The sequence below is a fragment of the Actinoplanes derwentensis genome, assembly GCF_900104725.1.
GTDB lineage: Bacteria > Actinomycetota > Actinomycetes > Mycobacteriales > Micromonosporaceae > Actinoplanes > Actinoplanes derwentensis.
In genome coordinates this window covers 8,644,843-8,666,957 of record NZ_LT629758.1, presented here as the reverse complement: position 1 = coordinate 8,666,957, position 22,115 = coordinate 8,644,843, and the positions used below count along the sequence as shown (strand labels likewise).

Below are 22,115 nucleotides of genomic sequence, written 5' to 3'. Positions count from 1 at the left end.
ACCGACACGACAGGGTGAGCCGTCATCGCCTGGCTGCGGGCAGCCGCGGATCCGCTCCGATATCCGGAGTCGCGGTATTGAGGTGTCCCGCCTTCGGTGTGGTGACTTCGGGCGCGCAGCGAACCGGAAGTCACCACACCGAAGGCGACCCGCCAACGCGTGGTGACTTCGGGCGCGCAGCGAACCGGAAGTCACCACGTGGTCAGGGGATGTCCACATCGCGCCATGGCCAGGGGCCGTCAGCGCTACGAAACATCTGTGTCAATAGAGGGACCCGATGATGCGTGCAGTGAACAACGCATTAAGGAGTTCCCATGCTCGGTCGTCTGCTGGCCGGCGTCCTGGTGGGCGTCGCCGCAATGCCGGCACCGGCGTCAGCCGCCCCGCCCTCGCCCACATCCCCGTCGACTGCATCCGGGTCGACCGCTTCCCCGTCGACCGCTGAGAACTCGCCGGAGCAGGCACTCACCCTGATCACCGGCGACACCGTACGAATAGGCCGGAGCGCCGACGGGCGGCACACCGCGAGTGTCACCCCGGCGCCCGGCCGGGAGCGTGTCACCTTCCACACGCTGGAGAGCGACGGCGGCCTCCGTGTCCTGCCGTCGGACGCGATTCCGCTGGTGCGGGCCGGGCGGGTGGACGCCGAACTGTTCGACGTCGAGCGGCTGCTCGCCGAGGGTTACGGTGACGCGGCGAACGGCACGCTGCCGCTGATCGTTTCCGGCGGCGCCGGCCTGCGGGCTGCCGGAAACGCGCTGTCCAGCATCGGCGCCGTCGCGGTCCGCCCGGCCAAGGACTCTCTGGCGGACTTCTGGAAGACGCAGACGACGACGGCCCGGATGGCCGGGGAGCAGCGGATCTTCCTGGACGGCCGGGTCAAGCCGGTGCTGGACCGCAGTGCCGCGCAGATCGGCGCCCCGGACGCGTGGGCGGCCGGTCTGGACGGGCGCGGGGTGAAGGTGGCGGTGCTGGACACCGGTGTCGACGCCGGGCATCCGGATCTGGCCGGCCGGATCGCCGGTACCGCCAACTTCAGCAGCAGCACCGACGTGGTGGACCGGTTCGGGCACGGCACGCATGTCGCGGCGACCGTCGCCGGCAGCGGCGCGGCGTCCGGCGGGACCCGCAAGGGTGTCGCGTACGGTGCCCAGCTGCTGATCGGCAAGGTTCTCGGCGACGACGGGTACGGCTACGAGTCCGAGATCATCGCGGGCATGCAGTGGGCCGTCGACTCGGGCGCGAAGGTGGTGAACATGAGTCTCGGCGGGTCCGCCACCGACGGGCTCGACCCGATGAGCCTGGCGCTGGACGAGTTGTCGGCGTCGAGCGGCGTGCTGTTCGTGGTCGCGGCCGGCAACGAGGGCGCGGCGTCCAGTGTGGGCACGCCGGGTGCGGCCGGACATGCGCTGACCGTCGGGGCGGTGGACCGGGAGAACCGGATCGCCTCGTTCTCCAGCCGCGGGCCGCGACTCGGCGACCTGGGACTCAAGCCGGAGATCACCGCCCCAGGTGTCGGCATCGTGGCCGCGCGTGCGGCGGGGACGACGATGGGCGAGCCGGTGGACGCGAACTACACCGCCGCGGACGGCACTTCGATGGCCACGCCGCATGTGGCGGGCGCGGCCGCGATCCTGGCGCAGCAGCATCCGGACTGGACCGGTGACCGGATCAAGGAGACGCTTGTCAGTACCGCGGTGACCAGTGCGAACGCGACCGTTTACGACCAGGGGGCGGGCCGGGTCGACCTGACGCGGGCGACGACGCAGCGGGTCACGGCCACGCCGGTGGCGGACTTCGGGCGGCATCTGATCGGCGAGGCGGCCGGACGGGTCACCCGTACCGTCGAATATCGCAATGCCGGATCCACCGCGGTGACTCTGGCTCTGACGGCACCGGCGGCGGTGACGCTGAGTGCGGCGACCGTGTCCGTGCCGGCCGGTGGCAGATCAGCGGTGACCGTCACCCTGGACCTGACCAAGGCGAAGCCCGCGCAGATCAGCGGCTGGCTCACGGCCACCGCCACCGGCGTCCGGGTGACCACCGCGGTCGGCGGGATCGTCGACGGGCCGGCTCGCGAGGTCACCGTGCGTGCGGTGGACCGGGACGGGAAGCCGATCGGGGTGCCGGCGCTGACGATCTTCGGTGACGACGGCCGGTTCGACATCCTGGGCTCGATGGACTCCGAGGGCGCCACCGTCGCACTGCAGGACGGCACCTACATCCTGACCGGCCTGATCGAACTGCCCGGCCCCGGTGACGAGGTCACCTTCGTGGTCCTGCCGGAACTGGAGATCACCGGGAACACCGCGGTCCTGCTGGACGCCCGCAAGGGTGAGCCGATCGTGATCGAGACGCCGAAGCCCGCCGAACAGCGGTCGGTTCTCAGCTACTACGCACACCGGGTGACCGGGAGCGGCCGGTCGATCTCGCACGGTGTGATGCACTTCGCCGGGACGCGCGCGGTGAACACCGTACCGACGGCGAAGGTCCGAAAAGGATCGTTTGAGTTCTCGTCCCGGTGGCAGCTGGCCGCGCCGGCCGCCCGAGCCGACGGCCTGGACCTGCACATGATCTACGACTCCCCGGCGTCCGCGGGCACCCGTCGTTACCCGGTGGCCGAGCCGAATGCCCGGAACGTCCGGGGCAAGGCCGTGGTCCTCGACGCGACCGATGAGCCGGTGGCCGATCAGGTGGCGCTGGCCGCCGCCGGTGGGGCGGGCGTGGTGGTACTGGTCCAGCCGGCCGACCGCAGCGCGTGGTCGTCGTGGAATCCGATGCTCACCGAGCGGCTGCCGGTCACGACTGTGCAGGTGCCGCACGCCGACGGGGCGAAACTGCGGAAGAAGGGCACCCTGACACTCACCCTGACCACCGACGACCCTTATCTGTACGACGTGTTCCAGGCTGTTCAGGGGCAGATCCCGGCGCAGATCAAACACAGGGTGACCACTGCCAACAGCATGCGGGTGACCGCCGCCTACGCCCACAACGGTGGTGAGCCGTGGGTGCGTGAGCAGCGGTTCGGCTGGCGTCCGTGGCAGGACTACAGCTGGAACGACTCGTCCCGGTCGGTGCGTACGCCATCGGTGCGGGAGGAGTGGGTGTCCGCCGGTGACACGGTGTGGCAGCACATGGTGCACAGCGCGTACCCGTGGAACGGTTTCGGTCAGCTCCGGGGCGGGTTCGTCGAGAAGCCGGTGAGTTACCGGGCGGGCCGCCGGGCGGAGACCTGGGGTGGTGCGGTGGTCCGGCCGGCCGATCTCGGGTCGACCCGGGCCGGTGACGTGCTGCGGCTGCGGGTCGTCGAGTTCGTGGACGGTGACGGCCACGGGCAGCCCGGCGACTTCGAGGACGGCGTGACCGCGAAGCTGTGGCGGGACGGGACGCTGATCCACGACGGGACCAGCGGGATCGTCGACGTGACGAGCACTCCCGGCAAGGCGTCGTACAAGTTCAAGGTCACCACCGGCCGGTCCGGCGCGGAGTGGGTGTACGGCACGTCAACCGACAGCGAGTGGACGTTCACCTCGGCCGAGGCGGGCGCGCTGCCGCTGCTGCGGGTCGACTACCGCGTACTGCCGCTCGGGGTGAAGATCGTCTCCAGTGCCGAGCTCAAGTCGCTCAAGGTGGAGATCTCTACCGACGACGGCCGGGTCTGGCGTCCCGCCCTGGTGACCGGCGGCACCGCACTCGTCCGGCCCGGCAAGTCCCCGGTGTCGCTGCGGGTGACCGCCACCGACACCACCGGCAACACGCTGAAGCAGACGGTGATCCGGGCTTACGGCCGCGGCTGAAGCCAGTCGCGGCGAGCCGCTTGATAGGCCAGGCCGGTGCGGGAGTCCACACCGGCCTGGTCCATCAGACGGTCGATCCGGCGTTGTACGGTCCGTTTGCTCACGCCGAGGTGCGTGGCGATCGACTTGTCCGGCATGCCCGCGACGACCAGCGACAACAGCAAGGTGTCGACGGCCGGTGGGCCCTGGGCGCCGAGCGGCGTCGCGCGTTCCCAGTAGCTCTCGAAGAGCGCCACCAGCGCGTCGAGCAGTTCGCTCGACCGGATCAGGGCGGCAGTCGGTTCCCCCACGCCGCGTGACTCGTCCGGGACCAGCGGGCAGATCGCGAGTTCCCGGTCGGCGATCGCCAGCCGCACCGGCAGGGTGGGCAGAGTCCGCGCCTCCTCGCCGGCGGCCACCGACTCCAGGATGCTCTCCAGTTCACCGGGCCGGTCGAGCAGGTCCCGCTCGTAGATCGCCCGGTACCGGACACCGCGAGCCAGCGCCGATCCCTCCTCGGCGTTGTCGGTGCCGGCCATCGCGAGCGGGTTGGCCCGGCAGAACCAGAGGATCTCGGTACGGGCGTCGTTCTGCATCTCCCGCAGCCGCTGCCGCAGCGGCCCGGCCCCGACGACCAGGCTGACCAGGTGTTCGGCGTCGCGGCGTCGGGCGTGGGTGCGGTACTCCTCGCTCAGTCCGGCCACGATCTGCTGCGCGTTCTGCAGATCCTGCTGGCGGCGCAGCAGCGCGTCGCCGAGGGCGACGTCCGGCGGCAGCGGGTGGTGGACCGGGCCCGGGCCGATCAGGCCCTTGGCCCGCAACGACTCCAGGACCGCCTCGGTCTCCTCCGGCAGCACGGCGCCGTGTGCGACGAGATCGGCGGTCGCCGCGCGGCCGAGGCGCACCAGCAGACGGTAGGCGCGCTGCTCGGTCTCGCTCAACATCCCGCCACTGTAATCAGGACGTGGTCTCTCTGGCCCAGGGCAGGAGCAGGCGTTCCAGGGCGATCACCAGGTAGTACGAGAAGATGCTCATCAACGCGAGCAGGAAGATCCCGGCGAAGGCGAGACCGGTCTGGATCTGGGCCTTCGCGGAGACGATGACGTAACCGATGCCGTCGCGGCCGCCGCCGATGAACTCGCCCACCACGGCTCCGACGAACGCCAGCGAGATCGCCAGCTTCAGGCCGGTGAAGAACTGTGGGAGCGCCCACGGTACCCGTACCTTCAGGAAGGTCTTGATCCTGGAGGCCTCCAGCGACCGGGTCAACTCGATCATCTCGGCCGGGACGGAGCGCAGGCCGGCGGCGGTGGACAGCACGATCGGGAAGAAGCAGAGCAGGACCACTACGAAGATCTTGGGTTCCATGCCGAAGCCGAACCACATCACCAGCATCGGGCCGATGGCGATCTTCGGGATGGCGTTGAATCCGATCAGCAGTGGCGAGACTGCCTGGTCGACGAAGTGGGACGAGGAGATCGCCAGGGCCAGGGCGACCCCGACCACCACCGCGATGCCGAAGCCGAACCAGACCTCACGGAACGTGTACCAGGACTGTGTCGCCAGGTATTCCGGGAGCCGGAACAGCTCACTGCCGACGGTTTCCGGCGACGGCACCACCTGCGGCGGGACGTCGTAGACCCGGACCAGCACATACCAGGCGGCGACCAGGGCGAACAGGGTCACCACGGGGAGTACCAGGGCGGTGGCTCGTCTGACCATCGAAGGATCCATCCTTATGCTGAGCGGGTGAGTCTAAACGGGACGATGGTCCGGATCGATGACGTTTCGCGCACGTTCTCCGGGCGCCGGGGGACGGTGGAGGCGCTGCGCGGTATCGACCTGGAGGTCGCCGAGGGTGAGTTCGTGGCGATCGTCGGCCGTTCCGGCTGCGGCAAATCCACCCTGTTGCGCCTGGTGGCGGGGCTGCTGGAACCGACCGGTGGAAAGGTGACGGTGGACACCGCACGGCGGCGGGAGATCGCCATGCAGTTCCAGCGGCCGGCTCTGCTGCCGTGGCGCAACGTGCTGAACAACGTCCTGTTCCCGGTGGAGATCTTCGGATGGAAGCGGAAGGCGCACGTCGATCGGGCCCGGGGACTGCTGGCCACGGTCGGCCTGGCGGGCTTCGAGTCGACGATGCCGCACGAACTCTCCGGCGGCATGCAGCAGCGGGTGTCGCTGTGCCGGTCGCTGATCCAGAAGCCGCGGGTGATGCTGATGGACGAGCCGTTCTCCGCGCTCGACGCGCTGACCCGTGAGGAGCTGACCGTCGAGTTGCAGCGGCTGCACATGGAGCAGGGCACCACCACGCTGTTCGTGACGCACTCGATCGACGAGGCGGTGCTGCTGGCCGACCGGGTGGTGGTACTGAGCCCGCGTCCGGGCCGGATCGCCGAGATCGTGACGATCGACGTGCCCCGCCCGCGCAGCCTGGGCCAGAACGAGCACACCGAGGAGCTGGCACGCTGTTCGGCCCGGCTGCACGGGCTGCTGATGGACCGGGCTACTTGAGGATCTTCACGAACTCCTCGGGCTTCTTACCGGCGGGAACCGAACCGGCGCCGGTGAGCACTTCGATCACCCGGGTGACCCGCGCGGCGTCGACCGTGCCGAGTTCGGTGCCGTCGCCCTTGACGTACGGCGCCATGATCTCCAGCTCCTTGGTGGCGACCGCGGCGTCCGTCTCCGGCTGCGCCTGGTTCAGGATCTGAGCGGCCTCGGCCGGGTTGGCGATGCTGTACTCCAGACCCTTGAGCAGGGCGGTGGTGAACTTCTTGGCCAGCTCCGGATCGTCGTTGGCGATCTTGTCGGAGGTCAGCAGGAAGTGGCCGTACAGGTCGGTGATGACGTCGCTGAACGGCAGGGCCACCGCGGCCTTGCCACCGGCCGCCTTCTCGATCAGCGGCTTGCCGACGACGAACTGGCCGATCACGTCGACCTTCTTCGCACCCAGCGCACCGGCCAGCTCCGGCGCGGCCACCGGGATGATCTTCACCTTGGCCGGATCGATGCCCGCCAGCTTGGCGTAGGTCGGGAAGAGGATCGTGGTGGTGGCGCCCTCCTGGTCACCCATCACCTTGCCCTCCAGATCCTTCGGAGTGGTGATGCCGTTGCCTTCGAGGGTCATGATGCCGACCATCGACTTCTGCTGGATCGCGCTGATCGCGGTGACACCGCTGACCTTGCCGGTGGCCTTGGTCAGGATGTAACCGGTCGAGTCCACCGGGGCGAAGTCGGCGGCTCCGGAGGAGAGCGCGGCCATGTTCTCCCCCGACCCGGAGCCGATCGCGATCTCCACGTCCAGGCCCTGCTCGGCGAAGTAGCCCTTCTCGTCGGCCACGAAGGCGTACGCCTCACGCCCAAAGGCATTGAAGGCGGTGAGGTACTTCACCTTCGTCTTCCCCGCCTCAGGCTCCTCCGAGGAGGTGCCGCTGCACCCGGCCACCGCCACCACAGACATGGCAGCCAGTACCGCCGCGACTCCGCGGAACGTTCTCATCAGATCCACGCCTCTCTCTATGATCCGGGCTTTGCGGGCACAGAGTACGAGAGAGCCTCCAAATTGGACAGGAGTTGGGTAATCTCTCCGGCCATGCGCGTCAGCATCTTCACCGAGCCACACCGGGGCGCCACCTACGACGAGCTGCTACGAGCGGCACAGCACGCCGAGGCGGCCGGATTCGAGGGCTTCTTCCGGGCCGACCACTACCTGCCGATGCACGACTCGGACGGGTACCCGGGGCCGACCGACTCGTGGGTCACCCTGGGCGCGATGGCCCGAGAGACCAGCACCATCCGGCTCGGGACCCTGCTCACCTGCGCGACCTTCCGGCACCCGGCGGTCACCGCGATCAGCGTCGCCCAGGTCGACCAGATGAGCGGCGGCCGGATCGACTTCGGGCTCGGCGCCGGCTGGTTCGGCAAGGAGCACGAGGCGTACGGCATCCCCTTCCACACTCCGAAACAGCGCTTCGACCTGCTGGAGGAGCAACTCGCGGTGATCACCGGGCTGTGGTCGGCGCCGTCCCGGTTCTCCTACAGCGGCCGGCACTATCAGCTCATCGACGCTCCGGCCCTGCCCAAGCCGGTACAACAGCCGGGCCCGCCGGTGATCGTCGGCGGCCGGGGAAAGAAGCGGACACCGCAGCTGGCGGCCCGTTTCGCCGACGAGTTCAACCTGCCGTTCACCCCGGTCGGGCAGAGTGCCGCCCAGTACGCCCGGGTCGCCGAGGCCTGCGAGCAGTACGGCCGGACCAAACCGCCGCTGGTGCTGTCGGTCGGGCTGGCGGTGGCGTGCGGCCGCACCGGCGCCGAGGCGAAGCGCCGGCAGGAGGCGATGGACGAGTCGTCCGCGCTGCCGCCGGAGGGCACCATCACCGGCACCCCCGAGCAGGTCGTCGATCAGATCGCGAAGTACGCCGAGATCGGCGCCACCCGCGTCTACGTGCGCCTGCGCGACCTCGGTGACCTGGACCACCTGGATCTGCTGGCCGCGGAGGTCCTGCCACACCTGCCGTGAGCGGACTACGAATTCACGGCAGCACTCGACGCATTCACCGACGTCGCCGGAAGGGCGCTCGCCCGAATGTTCAGGGCAGCGTCCGAAACCCGCACCACACTGGCACCGACCATGGCGATGTAGAGGGCCGCGACCAGGGCGACCAGGAAGCCGGCGACGGCGAGGAGACGTTTACGGCGCCCGGTGGAATCGACGAATATCTGCGTTCCGGCGGTTTCCACGGGCATGACGGCGTTACGGATCATGTGCCGAACATTAGGAATTCCGGCTAGCAGTTCTCTTTGATTTCGCGAAGCGCATCCTGATGATCGCCACGGATGATCCGGGCCAGGTACGACTCGCTGCCCATCTCCTCCGGCCGGAACTGGTGGCGCAGCCGGTGCACGAACGCCCCCTCCACGATCGTCTGGAACATCTCCGGCTCGTACGGCCGCAGCATGATCGTCTGCAACGTGTGCGGCGGGGTCGCGTTGAGCCGGAGCCCGGCGTCCCACTCGGCACGGAACCGGTCGTCGAGCCGGTGCAGCATCTCGAAGACATGGTGATGCAGCAGCGGATCGAGGGACTCGGCCCGTTTCTCCCACCACAGGAACGACGCGGCCCGCCACAGATGCATGACGTAGCTGTCGGGGCGGCTCGCCAGGAACCAGTTCGACAGGTACGGCCCGGTGTAGTTGAACGCGAACACACTGCTCTTCGCCAGGGCCCGGTCGACGTGCGGCCGCAGCGGCTCGGAGACGAAACCGGTGGCGTCCACCCAGATCCCGCCGAACTTCTCCAGCAGCAGCATCCGCAGCAGGTCGGAGAAGTGCGCATGATCGTCGCCGACCGCCGCGGCCAGGTCCGGCGGCACGTCGACGTAGGCGCCGATGGTGTCCCGGCTCAGCTCGTGCACCGACGGGTTCGTCGCCCGGAGCGCCGCGAGACAGGCTCGCACCACCGGCGGCGCGGTCGCGAAACCCTGCGCCCAGTAGACGAAGATCGGCTGGTCGAACGTGCTGCGCACCGGCCGGGCCAGCCGCTGCTCGGCCTGTACCCGGATCTGGACGAGGTGCTCGGAGAGGAAGACACCGAGCTCCCGGCGGGCCCCGAAGGCGGTGACGTCGGAGTCCAGCAGGGCCGGGCCGTCGAACGGCAACTTGGTGTCGTGTGCCAGGGCGGCCGCCGCGGTCCGGCGGCTGTCGTCCCGGCGCTTGAGCTTGTCGTAGGCGTGGGCCAGCGCGTACCCCCGCTCGAAGGCCTCCGGCCGTTTGGCCACCGCGCCGCGCAGCAACTGCTCGGCCGCCGCCCAGCGCTGCTCGGACACCGCGATCCGGCCCAGCTCCCAGGCGGCCGTGCCGTCCGGGTCACCGGCTTTGACCACCCGCCGGAGCTGGATCACCGCGGCTTCCCGGTCGCCCTCGGCCAATGCGATCCGGGCCGCCGCCATCGGGTCGCCGTCCGGCTGCTCCCGCAGGAAATCGGCTTCCTCCGCGGTCAGGGTGACCGGGACGGCACCGGGCAACAAGGTCCGGCGTGACGGGGACGCGTCCGGCTCGCCGGTCCACTCGTAGCGGTAGACGGCGTCACCCGGGGTCGCGCCGGTGAAATGGGCGACCGGCCCGGCGGTCTCGGTGATCGCGTAGTCGTACCAGGTCACCGCGCCGCTCCCGGCGGTCAGCCAGACCCCGGCGTCCTGCACCCCGGCCGGAACGGTGAAGGTCACGGTGATCCGGTGATGCCCGAACTCGTTGCGGGCCGGCACCGACCGCACCGGCTCGGCGGCCTCGCCGTCACCGATCGTCCACTCCGCCGTCAGCCGTGGCGGGCTGTGCAACGGTTCGTCCAGGAAGAGCGAGACTCCGGCCGTGTAGGTGCCGGGCCGCAGCGCGATCCCACCCGGCGCGATCGACGTGTCGTTGCCGCGCAGGGCGCTCACCCGCAGACCGTGCACCCCGGGCCGGCCGGGCACCTCGGCACGCTCCGCGGCGACTCGCTCGGGCACCGCGAACCCATCCGGATCACCCCGGAAACCGGGGTCCGGCACCAGGTTGACCAGCGACGGCGGGGCCGCGACGGCGACCGGCTGCGACGGCGGGGTACGACGGAGAGCGCCACGGAGTCGGGCGATCATGCTCTGGTCGGTGGGTGCGGTCGCCGTCATAGATGTCCCTTCGCAGCGTGCCGCCGCAGTTTAGTCGGACATCGGGAGCGTTCGGGCAGCGAGCGGACGTAGCGTGCGGATCGCGCTCACAGCGGCAGGACCACCGCCGACGGGCTACCGGCCACGCAGGTCACGGTCATCCGGTACCGCGACAGGTCGCCGGCGAACACCGCCACCGCGGTCAGGCCGGGGCCGGGATCGACGCGCTCCGCGGTGAAGCCGGGCGCCGGATCCCACGCCAGCAACTCCGCACCGGCCGACACACACCGGACCAGCACCGACCCACCGGGCGACTCCAGGCGGCTCCCGGAGGGCTCAGGAGTCGCCGACGATGACGTGGACACCGACACGGACGGTGGCGGGACGGCCTCCGGGCCGATCGATGACGAGCCCGGTTCGGTCGGCAGGCTGGGCCATCGGAGGCCGGTTCCGTCGCTGGTCGCCGCGGTTCGCTCCGGACGGTCGGCGCTGTCTCGCGGGCGGTCCGGGGCCGGGTTCTTCGGTGCGGTCCGGGTCACCTCGGGTGAGAACGCGGGCGGTGCGACGGCGCCCGGTGATCCAGGCGGGCCACCCGCCTTTCCGGAGAAGAGCAGAGGCAGGCCGGTGAGCAGCGCCAGCGTCAGGGCCGCGGCAGCCGGCCGGGCTTTCTTCCACCGCGTGGGTACGGGTGACGGTCGCGTCGTCCGGCTGTCGGCGACATGGTCCGCGAGTGCCGTGCCCGGTCGTACCGCCGCGGTCCGCATCGCACCGGCGGCCTCTGCGGCGTCACCCAGCAGGCCCGCCACCTCCGCCGCGTCCGGCCTGTTCGCCGGGTCCTTGGCCAGACACCGGCCGACCAGCCCGGCGACCTCCGGCGGCACGCCCGGCAGCTCGGGCAGCGGCCGCGGCTCCTGATAGACGTGCGCCTTGAGCATCTGGGTGGTGGTCTCCGCACTCCACGGCGCGACCCCGGCCAGCAGCCGGTAGAGCAGCACCCCGAGCGCGTAGACATCGGAGGCCGGTTCGACCGGGCCGCCGGTGAGCCGTTCCGGGGCGAGGTACGCGGGGGTGCCGAACAGCACGTCGTCGGGCGAGGCCGGGCCGGCCACCGCGGCGATACCGAAGTCCACCACCTTGGCGCCGGAGCCGGTGACCATGATGTTGGCGAGTTTGATGTCGCGGTGCACGAGCCCGTCCTCGTGCGCGACGGAAAGCGCAGTGGCCACCTCGCCACAGATCCGGAAGATCGTGCGCGGCGGAATCCGGCCCTGCGCCACCCGTTGCGCCAGTGTCGGCCCGTTGATCAATTCCATCACCACGTAGGGAACCTCGCCGGATTCCCCGAAATCGTAGATCTGTGCGATGTTCGGATGTGAGAGAGTCGCCGAGGCCCGCGCCTCGTGCAGAATCCGGGCCCGGAAGCGGGGGTCGCCGACAAAGCGCCCGGCCAGGACTTTCACGGCCACCGGACGGTCCAGCACCTCGTCCTGGGCGCGCCAGACGACAGCCATGCCACCACGGCCGAGTTCACTGATCAGCCGGTACCGGCCGCCGAGTCTCCGATCCTCCGCCACGCGTCGCAGTCTGCCGAAAGAATCGCCGATCCGCACACGCGAATGCCACTACGCCTCCCGCATCCACCATTCGGTGAACTGGCGGGCCAGAAGGGTGTGATCCAGTCGCAGGATCCACAGGTTGCGATAGCGGCGCTCCGGATAGGAGGTGGCCGCCTCGATGATCGACATCTCCTCGGTGACGATCAGTGGATGCCAGGAGAACGTGGTCGTCCCCGGACGGTCCCGGCGCGCGGTCCAGCCGGTCACGATCGCCTCCCGGCCGACCCAGGGCTTCGCGTACGGCTCGGTGAAGTAGGCGGCGTCCTCGGCGAACAGGTCCCGGATGTCTTCCGGATCGTTCGACTCCCAGGCCTTGCGGTACTTCCCCACCCACGCCGTCACGGCGTCCAGACTCGTCATCCCCGGCGCCCTCCATCTCCACCCGGCCAGCCCTTCCTAACAGTGCCAGCCGGGCGGCCGTAGGGTCGGCTCATGACGGATACCTGGCGGCATCTGCCCGCACCGGCCCGCCCGATCGCCGCCGCGGCCACCGCTGCCGTCGCCGCTGTGCAGGCCGGGGACACCGGCGCCCTGGACGAGGCGACGGCCGACCTGGCGGCACTCGACCCGGCGCGGACCGGCCTGGTCCTCGGCACCACCGTCCGCCTGCTACTGGAGGACGGGCACCCGGACGGGCTGGCCGCCGACGACGTGCGCACCACTCTGGCGAGCGCCGTCCGTTCCTGGCCGGACGCCGATCCGCAGGTGGTCCTCTGGCTGCTGGCCGGGGCCCTCGGCGTGCTGGAGGAGGACGGCAGCCCGGCTCCGAAGCCGGACGATCTGGCCCGGCACGCGGCGGTGCTCCTCGCCGACCTGCTGGCCGGCCGCCCGATCGCGCCGTGGTGGACCGCCGCCCTCGCGGAGATCGAACGGGCACAACTCAACGACTAGCTTTTTTGCAGAAACTGCAAGTTTGGCTCTAAAGTCACCGCGTGCACGCGGATTCCACAGCCATGCCCGGCCGACGGGAGACCAAGCGCAGGCAGACCCGCCTCGCGTTGATCACCGCCGCGCTCCGTCTCGCCGACGAGCGGGGCGCCGACCGGGTGACCACCGAGGAGATCAGCGCGGCGGCCGAAGTGTCGCCACGCACGTTCTTCAACTATTTCGCCACCAAAGAGGACGCCCTGGTCGGCGACCCCATGGAGGGCCTCGACGAGCCCCGGCTGCCGGACGGCCCGCTGCCGGACGCCCTGCTGGCGGCACTCGCGCCGACCTTCGCGCAGATCCAGCACGACCGGGACCTCTGGCTGCTCCGGATGCGCGTGATCGGCGCCAACCCGCACCTGCTGCCGCTGCTCATCGCCGCGGCCGCCTCCGCTGAGCAGCGGCTCGCCGCAGCCATCACCGAACGCGACGGCCTGCCCCCGGACCACCCGTTCCCGCCGGTCGCCGCGGCGGTCGCCAACGCGGCGGTCCGGGTCGCGGTGTGCCGCTGGGCCGACGACCGCGACAGCCGGCCACTGATCGAACACGTCCGTGAAGCCTTCGCCATCCTTGCCAGTATCTGAAAGAAGTGCGATGAAGACCGTAGAACCCGAAACCGCCGCATCATCCGGAAGGATGTCGCACCGGGAGGTCATCCAGGCCCTCTCCGGTCTGATGCTCGGCATGTTCGTCAGCATCCTGGCCTCCACCGTGGTCGCCAACGCACTGCCCCGGATCATCGCCGACCTGAACGGCAGCCAGTCCGTCTACACCTGGATCGTCACGACCGAACTGCTCGCCATGACGGCCACCGTCCCGCTCTGGGGCAAGATGGCCGACCTTTACAGCAAGAAGCTGCTGATTCAGCTCTCCCTCGGCCTCTTCGTGGTCGGCTCACTGGTCGCCGGCTTCACCCCGAACGTCGAGATCCTGCTGGTCAGCCGGGTCATCCAGGGTGTCGGCGCGGGTGGCATGACCGCGCTCGCGCTGATCGTGATGGCCGCGATGATCCCGCCACGCGAACTGGGCCGGTACTCCGGCATGTTCGGCGCCGTCTTCGGTGTCGCCACCATCGCCGGACCGCTGATCGGCGGCGTCCTCGTCGACACCTCGTGGCTCGGCTGGCGCTGGTGCTTCCTGATCGGGGTGCCGTTCTCGCTGATCGCGATCGCCCTGCTTCAGCGCACCCTGCACCTGCCGACCACCCGCAAGCAGGTCAGCATCGACTGGCTCGGCGCGCTGCTGATCACCGGCGGCGTCAGCACCCTGCTGATCTGGTCCACCCTGGCCGGTGACAAGTTCGACTGGGCGTCCTGGCAGACCGCCGCGATGGTGATCGGCGGAGTGGTGATCCTCGGGCTGGCGGTGTGGGCCGAGTCGAAGGCCAAGGAGCCGATCATCCCGCTCGGCATCTTCCGGCACCGCACCGTCACCCTCGCCATCATCGCCAGCGTGCTGGTCGGTGTGGCGATGTTCGGCGGCACGGTCTTCCTGTCCCAGTACTTCCAGACCTCCCTCGGCAAGACCCCGACGGCCGCCGGCCTGATGGGCCTGCCGATGGTCTTCGGCCTGCTGATCTCCTCCACGGTGGCCGGCGCGCTGATCACCAAGTTCGGCAAGTGGAAAATCTTCCTGGTCAGCGGCTCGATCGTGATGACGATCGGGATGTTCCTGCTCAGCACGATCGACGCGCACACCAGCGTGCCGGTGATCTCGGTCTTCATGGCGGTGCTCGGCGTCGGTGTCGGCCTGCTGATGCAGAACCTGGTGCTGGCCGCACAGAACGAGGTGCCCGCCGCCGAGTTGGGGGCCACCACCTCGGCGCTGACGTTCTTCCGCAGCATGGGCGGTTCGATCGGGGTGAGCGCGCTCGGTGCCGTCCTGACCCACCGGGTCACCGCGCTGTTCACCGAGAGGTTCGGCCCGGCGGCCGCCGGCGGCGGCGAGGTCCCCGACCTGCAGACACTGCCGCCGGAGGTGCTCGCGGTGATCAAGGAGATCTACGGTACGGCCACCGCCGACCTGTTCCTGATCGGCGCCCCGATCGCGTTCCTCGCGGTGATCGCGGTCGTCTTCATCAAGGAGAAGCCGCTGTCGAACCTGTCCGGCGACGAACGCCTGGCGCAGGAGCAGACCCTGACGCACTGAAAGCCGCCGCGCTCCGGGACTGATCGTGGTGAGTTGCGGTTCGATCCGCACCCCAACTCACCACGCTCGGCCCGTCCCGACCGGCTGTGGTGAGTTGCGGTTCGAATCGAGCCCTAACTCACCACGCTCGGTCGTGACCGCCGACGGCGGCTGGGGGCGGAAACGGTCGGGCAGGGCAGGCCGACGTGATCAGGACGGCCGGAGGCCGACTGAGGTGCGCGGGTTCGGCGGCTCGGCACAACCGAGCAGGCCGACCAGGCCGGACACCCACAACTGCCGGTAGACGGTGGCGCTCGGGTGGCTGACTACCAGTTTCACCCCACTCGCCGCGGCGGTGTGGAAACAGGCGACCAGAATCCCGATGCCGATGCTGTCGATCAGCATCACCCGTTGCAGGTCCAGACAGATCCGACTCGGCGTCATCGTGGTGAGGACGTCGTTGACCGCGTCCCTCATGACGTGAGCGTTGTCGAGGTCGATCTCTCCACTCGGAGCGATCTCGACAGTGCCGTCGGCAAGCTGGCGGATCGTGATCGGCAGATACACAGCTGCCCTCTTCCTGGCGTCCAGCCGGGGCTGGATCCGACTTCCGCGGGACACGGTCGCGCCGACCGTGAAGAGGGGTCGTGCGCTCGTTGAGGGACGCCGACTGGAACCCGCGTTCCTACAACAATCCGCTGGTCTGCAAGTTACGCCACGTAGGCGCGGAACGCCAGAGTAGTTCATATGGCCGGAATGTGCTGGAACGGTCACTGCGCGGCGACCACGTTGACTGTCCACCGTCCTGAACCGAATACTCACCGTATGTGTTGGAGCTCCGGGCGGCATGGTTGACGCCCTGCCGAGCGCCCTGCCGGCGCCGGGCACCGTCTACTTCGACAGCGTCTGTCTCGACAGTGTCGACGGCGATCGGGCCCGTGACATCCTGAATCGTTTTTACCACCCGGTGGCCGGCGGCAAGGACCTTGAGCTGGGCATCGAGGTCATCCAACTCGGACCACTCACGGTCGGCCACCTCACCTTCGCCGGTCACGCGGCGACGCTGGACGTGCCCGCGCTCGACGCCTACCACGTGATGCTGCCGACTGCGGGACGCGTGCTGGCGCTGCGTGACGGGCACGAGTTGGCCGCGACGCCGGCGACCGCGCTCGCCTTCCAGCCCGGCGACCGGATCCGGTTACGGCACGAGCCGAACACCACAGAACTCGGCGTACGCATCGAGAGCTGGGCGCTGGAAGCGGAACTGGCCGGGCTCCTCGGGCATCCGGTGCGCGGGCCGATCGATCTGCCGCCCGCCTTCGACCTCACCACCGGACCGGCGCACAGTTGGAGCCGGCTCGTCCGGCTGCTCCGCGACGAACTGGAGCACGAGACCAGCCTGATCCGCGAGCCGGTGATCGCCGAACAGTTCTGCGGCAGCGTACTCAGCGGGCTTCTGTTGAGCGTCCCGCACCGCTATCACGAGGAGCTGGTGGCACCGCCGGCCGCGGTGATCACCCGGCCGATCCGCCGAGTGGTGGAGGCGATCAGTGACGAGCCCGAACACGCGTTCACGGTCGGTGAGCTGGCGGCGATCGCCGGGATGAGTGTCCGGTCACTCCAGTCCGGATTCCGCCGGCACCTCGGCAGCGCGCCGATGGCATACCTCCAGGAGGTCCGGCTCAGCCGAGCTCACGAAACGCTGCGCCACGGCGATCCGGCGCAGATCACGGTCGCGGACGTCGCCCACCGGTGGGGGTTCGCGCACCTCGGCCGGTTCGCGTCCGCTTACCGCCATCGTTTCGGAGAGTCACCGTCTGAGACGCTACGGAACGCCACCTGAACGGGTGTCACTCGCCCGGGTCGGAACGCCTCGGCTGCGGTACTCCGTCCGCGCGGCGAGTCACCCCCGACGTGCCGAAGAGGTCACCCCTCGGGGGCATCCAGTCGCGCCAAGCGGACAACCGGGGTGGCACGTCGGCCATCTCACCGTCTCCCGCCCGGCACTGCTGCCGGAGGTACGCGACGACCCGCTCCACCGCCGCCCCGCCGTTCTCGGTCAGCGTCAGCAGCACCCGGCGGTCCACCGTCCCGTCCTCCCGGAGCAGTTCCGCCAGCCCGGCCAGCACCCGCACCGCCTCGGAGGCGTCCCGCTCGGCATCCCACAGACCGGTCACTCGCGGGCTCCCCCGGGCGCGGCCGGAAACTCGTACAAGGCTGTGCGGTCGGTCATGCAGTGCATCCCCTCACCCCGACACACGCCTGGCCGGTCGCCGCGGGCCCGCGTCGACCACACCCCGGACGGTCCGGCCCGGCGCGCGTGACAAGCCGAAAATGTATTCGGCTCGCTACTTTGCGTCCATCCGTAACGCGCAGCTTCTGTCCAGTTAGCGCTCAGATCGGCCAGTCTGCGTTGCCGATCACGACTACCCCGCGTAGGCGTATCGAATCGGGTGTCCGCTGTTAATCGCATTTCGCGGGGTTTTAGCCGACACACCGAACCGCTTTCATCGTCTCGTTTCTGCCATTCGGCCGTCGCGCCGAAACGTGAAACGGCGCCGCGGAATCAGAGGCGGATCGTGGCCCGGTCGGCGATGGATCGCTCGGCGGCGGCCAGGATCTCGGTCACCCCGGCACCGAACCGGGCGTCGAGAGCGGACGCGGGGCCACCGGCGGCCGCGGCCAGCAACTGGTCCAGGGCACGGCTCATCGCCTCGCCCGGAGCCCACTCGGCGCTCGGCACCTCCAGCACTCCCGCCTCGCCGGAGAAGACCGCCTCCTCGCGGGCCGCGGCGGGCGGCGCGTCCACCGCGAGGGTCAACCGGCTCACCGCACCTCCGGCGTGCTTGAGCAGCAGGTACGTCAGATCCCGGTCACCGGCTACGGTGGTCACCTCGGCGACCGGGCCCAGCACCGGAAGCACCAGGGCCAGCGCGTGCGGGCCGACGTCCCACAGCCCACCGCGCTCCCGTCGCCACGGCGACGCCCCGAACGGATTGTCCGGCGTGAAGATCGCGCCGAGGTGGTCGACGCGAGCCTCGTTCCAGCCGCCGGTGGCGACCGCCTCGGCCAGGAACGCGTCCATCTCCGGAGTGAACCGGCGAGTGAAGAAGACCACTGAGGCGACCTCGACGGCGGCGAGGGCCCGGGCCTCCTCGACCCGGGTGGCGACCGGTTTGTCGAGCAGCAGGTGCCGTCCGGCCGCGGCGGCCCGCAGCGCGAGCGGGGCCTGCACGTCCGGCGGAAGCGCGACCGCGACCGCGTCCACATCGGCGATCAGGGCATCGACCTCGGAGTACGCGGGTACGCCGTACTGCCCCGCCAACTCGGCCGTCCGGGCCGGATCACGGCCCCAGACTCCGGTGAACTCCACCCCGGAATGAGCCGCCAGAGCGGGCGCATGCACGAGGTGTGCCCAAGGTCCCGTACCGAAAAGTCCGAAGCGCACCGGATCGCCCACCCTATTCGTTGATGATCACTAGGCCGGAAGTTACCAGGCCGGACCGGCCTCAGTAACCTGACCGAGTGAACGGTCCCCTGTCGTCGGCGACGATCATCGCCGCGTTGGTCCTGGCGGTGTGGTATCTGCTGCGCGCGGCTCTCGACCGCGCGCCGAGCGATCCCGACCTGATCGCCGCCCTCGCCCTGAGCGCCCTGGTGGTGATCCTCGTCGTGGTGGCCGTGATCGGCCTCTTCACCGATCCCCGCCCCGCGGACCCGACCACGTTCGCCGGCTACCTGATCACCACGATCGCCTTCGTCCCCACCTCGGTGTACCTGGCGAAGATGGAGCCCACCCGCTGGGGCAGCCTGATCCTAGGAATCGGCTGCCTAGTCCTGCCAGTCCTAGTGCTGCGCCTGCAGCAGATAGCGTCGGTGACCGGTGCCTGACAGAACCCCCGCCGAGGCCAAGACCCGACCCCGGGACGCCGCCCTGGGTTCCGGCCTGGGCCGGGTCCTACTCCTGGTCTACGGCGTCTTCGCCCTGTCGGCGAGCGCCCGGGCCCTGGTGCAGATAACCACACACTTCACCGAGGCCCCCCTGGCTTACCTGCTGTCCGCTTTCGCCGGGCTGGTCTACATAGCCGCCACGGTGGGCTTGGCCCGGGGCGGCCCCCGAGGCCGGATGATCGCCCTGGTGAGCTGCACGATCGAGCTGCTGGGCGTCCTGGCGATCGGCACCCTGACCGTCATCGACAGCGTCGACTTCCCCGACGCCACCGTCTGGTCCAACTTCGGCAGCGGTTACGGCTACGTGCCGCTGATCCTGCCTTTCATCGGCCTCTGGTGGATCTACCGCCACAAACCAGCCGCGCGATAGGCAAGAGGTTCGGGACGTCAGCCGTTGCTCTCGATGGCGTGGGGGACGAAGTTGCAGGCGTTGTTGGTTACCAGGCCGGCGGTTCCCAAGCCCTCGCGGATGCCCATGCCTGCTGGTTCGCCGTCGATGAGCCAGGCGCCGATCACCGGGTGGACCGTGCCCTCCAAGCCCTCGAAAGCCGGCAGTTCGCACAGTTCCTGGACGACGTAGCGGCCGTCGGAGCCGTACTCCGACGGCGATGACGTGATCGTCACGCCGTCGCGGACCAGGGTCACCGAGCCGCCCTCGCGGCCCCAGACGGGCTTCTTGGCGTACGACGTGAGGGTGGCCGCCTTGGAGGATTCCGCGAAATAGGCGGGCAGCAGGTACTTGGAGCGTTCCGGGTCGGTGCCGAAAAGCTTCCACAGGACCGGGAGCAGCGCCTTGTTGCCGAGGAGTGCCGCTTTGTAGGGCGGCTCGATCCAGACGGTTCCGCGTTTCTCCGGGTCGGCCATGTTCCGGAAGAAGGCTTTGCCGCCCTCCTCGTGCCAGAACCATTCCCACGGGTAGAGCATGAAGATCACGTCGATGGGCTCGGACTTGTGTTCCTGTCCGGGCGCGGGCACGAACAGGACCCGGTCGCCGGCGACGTCCCAGCCGATCTGGCTCATCGCGATCAACTCCACCGGGTAGCCGGCTTCCTCCGCGGTGGCCATCAGGTAGGCGACGTTCATCCGGTCCTCGCCTGAGGTCTCGGACGTCTCGTACGCAAAGAAGATCTTGGGTTTCTCCGGCAGCCAGGTTCGGGACTCGCGCAGTTTGTCGATGTTGCGCCGCCAGGCACCCGGGTCGCCGGGCTCGCCGGGGGTGGCCTCCCAGCCGACCAGGCGTTCGTGGATCGAGTTCCACTGCCGCCACTCGTGCTGGGTGACCCCGGTCTGATCCATCCAGTGCCACTGGATGACCGCCGCCTCGATCAGTGAGGTGGGCGTCTGCGCGTTGAACTCCAGCAGCCGGGGCACACTGCCGGCCCCGTTGTACCAGAGGTCGAAGCGCCCGTAGACGGTCGGCGAGAAGTCCGGGGTCTGCATGGGCAGGCGCATGTCCGGGTCTTTGTCGTAGTGCGTCCACGTCTCGGCGTCGCCGTCGAACCAGGTCCGGATGATCTGCTCGTGCGCGTACTCCGGGATGCCGATCCGGCTCAGGAAGCAGCTCTCGGCGTTGCAGACCGACGCGAAGAACCCCTGCTTACGGCCTTCCACGGTGCGGCGCGGGCACTGTTGGACCATCCAGTCGCCGGCTTCCATGCACATCGTGTACAGCGTCGTCGTGGCTGCTTCCAGCTCTTCGATCTCGGCCGCGGTGAAGTCGTAGTACGGACCTTCATGCCAGTACGAGTACGTGGTCCCGTCCGGCAGGACATCGTCGTTGTACGTCAGGCCGAGGCTGTAGTTGGTCAGCCGCCACCCGTCGCGAACCGGCCCGTGAGGAATCCGCCGCATCCCGTTGAAACCCCTTACGAACCGGACTTGCTGCCGCTGTAGCCGCTGCCGCCTTTGCCGACGACGCTGGTCTTGACCGTGCCGTTGCTGATCCTGCCACTGGAGGGCAAACCGAACTTGGACCGGGAAGCGGAGTCGTTGTAGGCGAACTTACTGCCACCGGCCGGCAGCTTCGACCCGACCGGATAACCCGACCGGTAACCCGAGGAGTGCCAGATGAAGAAGCCGCCGCCCCCGCCACCACCGTTGTCATCGTCGCAGTAGTCCTCGTCGACGATCACGCCGTTGGAGTCGGCGCAGTAGAAACCCTCGTCCGTGTACTCGTCGTTGTCGCACGCCGCCGTACCACCCGCGGCCAGCAGGAGGAAGGTGCTGGTCAGCGAAATGGTTCGGGAACTCATGCGTCGGTTCATGATTTCTTTGTAACTCTTCTCAGCAAGTTGCCAGCAACCTTGACCGGTCAGTCCTGTGGGCCACCGGCGACATAAACCACCTGCCCGGTGACAAACCCGGCACCTTCACTGGCCAGGAAGGACACCGTGTTCGCCACGTCTTCGGGACGGCCCGCTCGCCCGACGGGAATCTGGCTCACGGTCGCCTTCTCGAAGTCGGCGAAGTCTACGCCGATCCGGGCCGCCGTCGCCCTCGTCATATCGGTCACGATGAAGCCTGGCGCGACCGCGTTCGCGGTGATGCCGAACTTGCCCAGCTCGATCGCGAGCGTCTTGGTGAAGCCCTGCAGACCGGCCTTCGCGGCGGCGTAGTTGGCCTGGCCGCGGTTACCGAGGGCGGAGGTGCTGGAGAGGCTGACGATCCGCCCGTAACCCGCGTCGACCATGTGTTTCTGCACAGCCTTGCTGAACAGGAAGGCACCGCGCAGGTGCACGGACATGACCGTGTCCCAGTCGTCCTCGGACATCTTGAAGAGCAGGTTGTCGCGCAGCACCCCGGCGTTGTTGACCAGCACCGCCGGCGGGCCCAGCTCGGACACGGTCCGCTCGATGGCCGCCGCCACCTGACCGGAGTCGGCCACGTCGGCGCCGATCGCGATCGCCCGGCCACCCGCCGCCACGATCGCGTCGACCGTCTCGGCACCGGACTTCTCGTCCAGGTCGACGACCGCGATCGCCAGGCCGTCGGAAGCGAGTTTACGGGCGATCGCCGCGCCGATGCCGCGTGCGGCTCCGGTGACGACAGCGACACGAGGTGCGGACTGCGACATT

22 protein-coding genes are annotated in these 22,115 nt (G+C 69.3%); 9 read left to right on the top strand and 13 right to left on the bottom strand.

The genetic code is table 11. The features are described from left to right. Positions 1–314: 314 nt before the first annotated feature. Entirely contained in the window at positions 315–3,797 is a 3,483-nt protein-coding gene (locus tag BLU81_RS38740; protein ID WP_092553029.1) for a S8 family serine peptidase, read from the top strand. Here BLU81_RS38740 and BLU81_RS38735 read toward each other — a convergent pair. Then, a complete protein-coding gene (locus tag BLU81_RS38735) occupies positions 3,782–4,720 on the bottom strand; it encodes a helix-turn-helix domain-containing protein (RefSeq protein ID WP_092553026.1) in 939 nt (312 codons plus the stop codon). The two genes, BLU81_RS38740 and BLU81_RS38735, sit on opposite strands and share 16 nt — an antisense overlap. 13 nt (positions 4,721–4,733) lie before the next feature. Then, a complete protein-coding gene (locus BLU81_RS38730; RefSeq protein ID WP_092558266.1) occupies positions 4,734–5,498 on the bottom strand; it encodes an ABC transporter permease in 765 nt (254 codons plus the stop codon). Between the two features lie 45 nt (positions 5,499–5,543). On the opposite strand from BLU81_RS38730, the gene BLU81_RS38725 reads away from it, so the two are divergent. Further along, complete coding sequence (locus tag BLU81_RS38725) at positions 5,544–6,290, top strand: ABC transporter ATP-binding protein (RefSeq protein WP_092553024.1); 747 nt, start codon at positions 5,544–5,546, stop codon at positions 6,288–6,290. On the opposite strand, the gene BLU81_RS38720 is transcribed toward BLU81_RS38725, so the two are convergent. Then, positions 6,283–7,278 (bottom strand): ABC transporter substrate-binding protein, encoded by a 996-nt coding sequence (locus BLU81_RS38720; protein WP_231953720.1) that lies wholly within the window; start codon positions 7,276–7,278, stop codon positions 6,283–6,285. The genes BLU81_RS38725 and BLU81_RS38720 overlap by 8 nt on opposite strands. A 93-nt stretch (positions 7,279–7,371) precedes the next feature. Here BLU81_RS38720 and BLU81_RS38715 point away from each other — a divergent pair, with 93 nt between their 5' ends. Next, complete coding sequence (locus tag BLU81_RS38715; RefSeq protein ID WP_092553021.1) at positions 7,372–8,298, top strand: LLM class F420-dependent oxidoreductase; 927 nt, start codon at positions 7,372–7,374, stop codon at positions 8,296–8,298. A 5-nt stretch (positions 8,299–8,303) separates the two neighbouring features. Here the strand turns inward: BLU81_RS38715 and BLU81_RS38710 are convergent, their stop codons facing one another. The 4 genes from BLU81_RS38710 to BLU81_RS38695 all read right to left on the bottom strand — a co-directional run bounded on the left by BLU81_RS38710 (position 8,304) and on the right by BLU81_RS38695 (position 12,396). After that, entirely contained in the window at positions 8,304–8,543 is a 240-nt protein-coding gene (locus BLU81_RS38710) for a hypothetical protein (protein ID WP_092553018.1), read from the bottom strand. A 23-nt stretch (positions 8,544–8,566) separates the two neighbouring features. Continuing rightward, complete coding sequence (locus tag BLU81_RS38705) at positions 8,567–10,441, bottom strand: capsular polysaccharide synthesis protein (RefSeq protein WP_092553015.1); 1,875 nt, start codon at positions 10,439–10,441, stop codon at positions 8,567–8,569. 86 nt (positions 10,442–10,527) lie between these two features. Then, on the bottom strand, positions 10,528–11,994 hold the full coding sequence (locus BLU81_RS38700) for a serine/threonine-protein kinase (protein ID WP_092558262.1): 1,467 nt from the start codon (positions 11,992–11,994) through the stop codon (positions 10,528–10,530). 48 nt (positions 11,995–12,042) lie between these two features. Beyond that, positions 12,043–12,396: a nuclear transport factor 2 family protein gene (locus BLU81_RS38695; protein WP_092553012.1), complete on the bottom strand. Its 354-nt coding sequence runs from the start codon at positions 12,394–12,396 to the stop codon at positions 12,043–12,045. Positions 12,397–12,468: 72 nt separating this feature from the next. Here BLU81_RS38695 and BLU81_RS38690 point away from each other — a divergent pair, with 72 nt between their 5' ends. The 3 genes from BLU81_RS38690 to BLU81_RS38680 are packed head-to-tail and all read left to right on the top strand — an operon-like array spanning position 12,469 to position 15,111. After that, entirely contained in the window at positions 12,469–12,927 is a 459-nt protein-coding gene (locus BLU81_RS38690; RefSeq protein WP_092553009.1) for a hypothetical protein, read from the top strand. Positions 12,928–12,968: 41 nt separating this feature from the next. Continuing rightward, positions 12,969–13,547: a TetR/AcrR family transcriptional regulator gene (locus tag BLU81_RS38685; protein ID WP_197686024.1), complete on the top strand. Its 579-nt coding sequence runs from the start codon at positions 12,969–12,971 to the stop codon at positions 13,545–13,547. A 52-nt stretch (positions 13,548–13,599) separates the two neighbouring features. Beyond that, entirely contained in the window at positions 13,600–15,111 is a 1,512-nt protein-coding gene (locus tag BLU81_RS38680) for an MDR family MFS transporter (RefSeq protein ID WP_231953719.1), read from the top strand. Positions 15,112–15,300: 189 nt separating this feature from the next. Here BLU81_RS38680 and BLU81_RS38675 read toward each other — a convergent pair whose 3' ends face one another. After that, a complete protein-coding gene (locus BLU81_RS38675) occupies positions 15,301–15,657 on the bottom strand; it encodes an STAS domain-containing protein (protein WP_092553003.1) in 357 nt (118 codons plus the stop codon). Between the two features lie 280 nt (positions 15,658–15,937). Between BLU81_RS38675 and BLU81_RS38670 the strand changes: the two genes are divergently transcribed. Beyond that, positions 15,938–16,933 carry a helix-turn-helix transcriptional regulator gene (locus tag BLU81_RS38670; protein WP_092553000.1) on the top strand — a complete coding sequence of 332 codons (996 nt, stop codon included), beginning with the start codon at positions 15,938–15,940 and terminating at the stop codon, positions 16,931–16,933. Between the two features lie 7 nt (positions 16,934–16,940). On the opposite strand, the gene BLU81_RS38665 is transcribed toward BLU81_RS38670, so the two are convergent. Together BLU81_RS38665 and BLU81_RS38660 are read right to left on the bottom strand one after the other, a co-directional pair. Beyond that, complete coding sequence (locus BLU81_RS38665; protein ID WP_092552997.1) at positions 16,941–17,267, bottom strand: hypothetical protein; 327 nt, start codon at positions 17,265–17,267, stop codon at positions 16,941–16,943. Positions 17,268–17,656: 389 nt separating this feature from the next. Beyond that, positions 17,657–18,538 carry a Gfo/Idh/MocA family protein gene (locus BLU81_RS38660; RefSeq protein WP_092558258.1) on the bottom strand — a complete coding sequence of 294 codons (882 nt, stop codon included), beginning with the start codon at positions 18,536–18,538 and terminating at the stop codon, positions 17,657–17,659. A gap of 77 nt (positions 18,539–18,615) precedes the next feature. Between BLU81_RS38660 and BLU81_RS38655 the strand changes: the two genes are divergently transcribed. Both BLU81_RS38655 and BLU81_RS38650 read left to right on the top strand, forming a co-directional pair. After that, on the top strand, positions 18,616–18,981 hold the full coding sequence (locus BLU81_RS38655) for a hypothetical protein (RefSeq protein WP_092552994.1): 366 nt from the start codon (positions 18,616–18,618) through the stop codon (positions 18,979–18,981). After that, positions 18,974–19,411: a hypothetical protein gene (locus BLU81_RS38650; RefSeq protein WP_197686023.1), complete on the top strand. Its 438-nt coding sequence runs from the start codon at positions 18,974–18,976 to the stop codon at positions 19,409–19,411. The genes BLU81_RS38655 and BLU81_RS38650 overlap by 8 nt, the downstream gene beginning before the upstream one ends. Before the next feature lie 17 nt (positions 19,412–19,428). On the opposite strand, the gene BLU81_RS38645 is transcribed toward BLU81_RS38650, so the two are convergent. The 3 genes from BLU81_RS38645 to fabG are packed head-to-tail and all read right to left on the bottom strand — an operon-like array spanning position 19,429 to position 22,114. Further along, entirely contained in the window at positions 19,429–20,892 is a 1,464-nt protein-coding gene (locus BLU81_RS38645; RefSeq protein WP_092552991.1) for a glutathionylspermidine synthase family protein, read from the bottom strand. A gap of 14 nt (positions 20,893–20,906) precedes the next feature. Continuing rightward, positions 20,907–21,305 carry a hypothetical protein gene (locus BLU81_RS38640; RefSeq protein ID WP_092552988.1) on the bottom strand — a complete coding sequence of 133 codons (399 nt, stop codon included), beginning with the start codon at positions 21,303–21,305 and terminating at the stop codon, positions 20,907–20,909. A gap of 47 nt (positions 21,306–21,352) precedes the next feature. Continuing rightward, on the bottom strand, positions 21,353–22,114 hold the full coding sequence (gene fabG / locus BLU81_RS38635) for a 3-oxoacyl-ACP reductase FabG (protein ID WP_092552985.1): 762 nt from the start codon (positions 22,112–22,114) through the stop codon (positions 21,353–21,355). Between the last annotated feature and the right edge of the window lies 1 nt (position 22,115).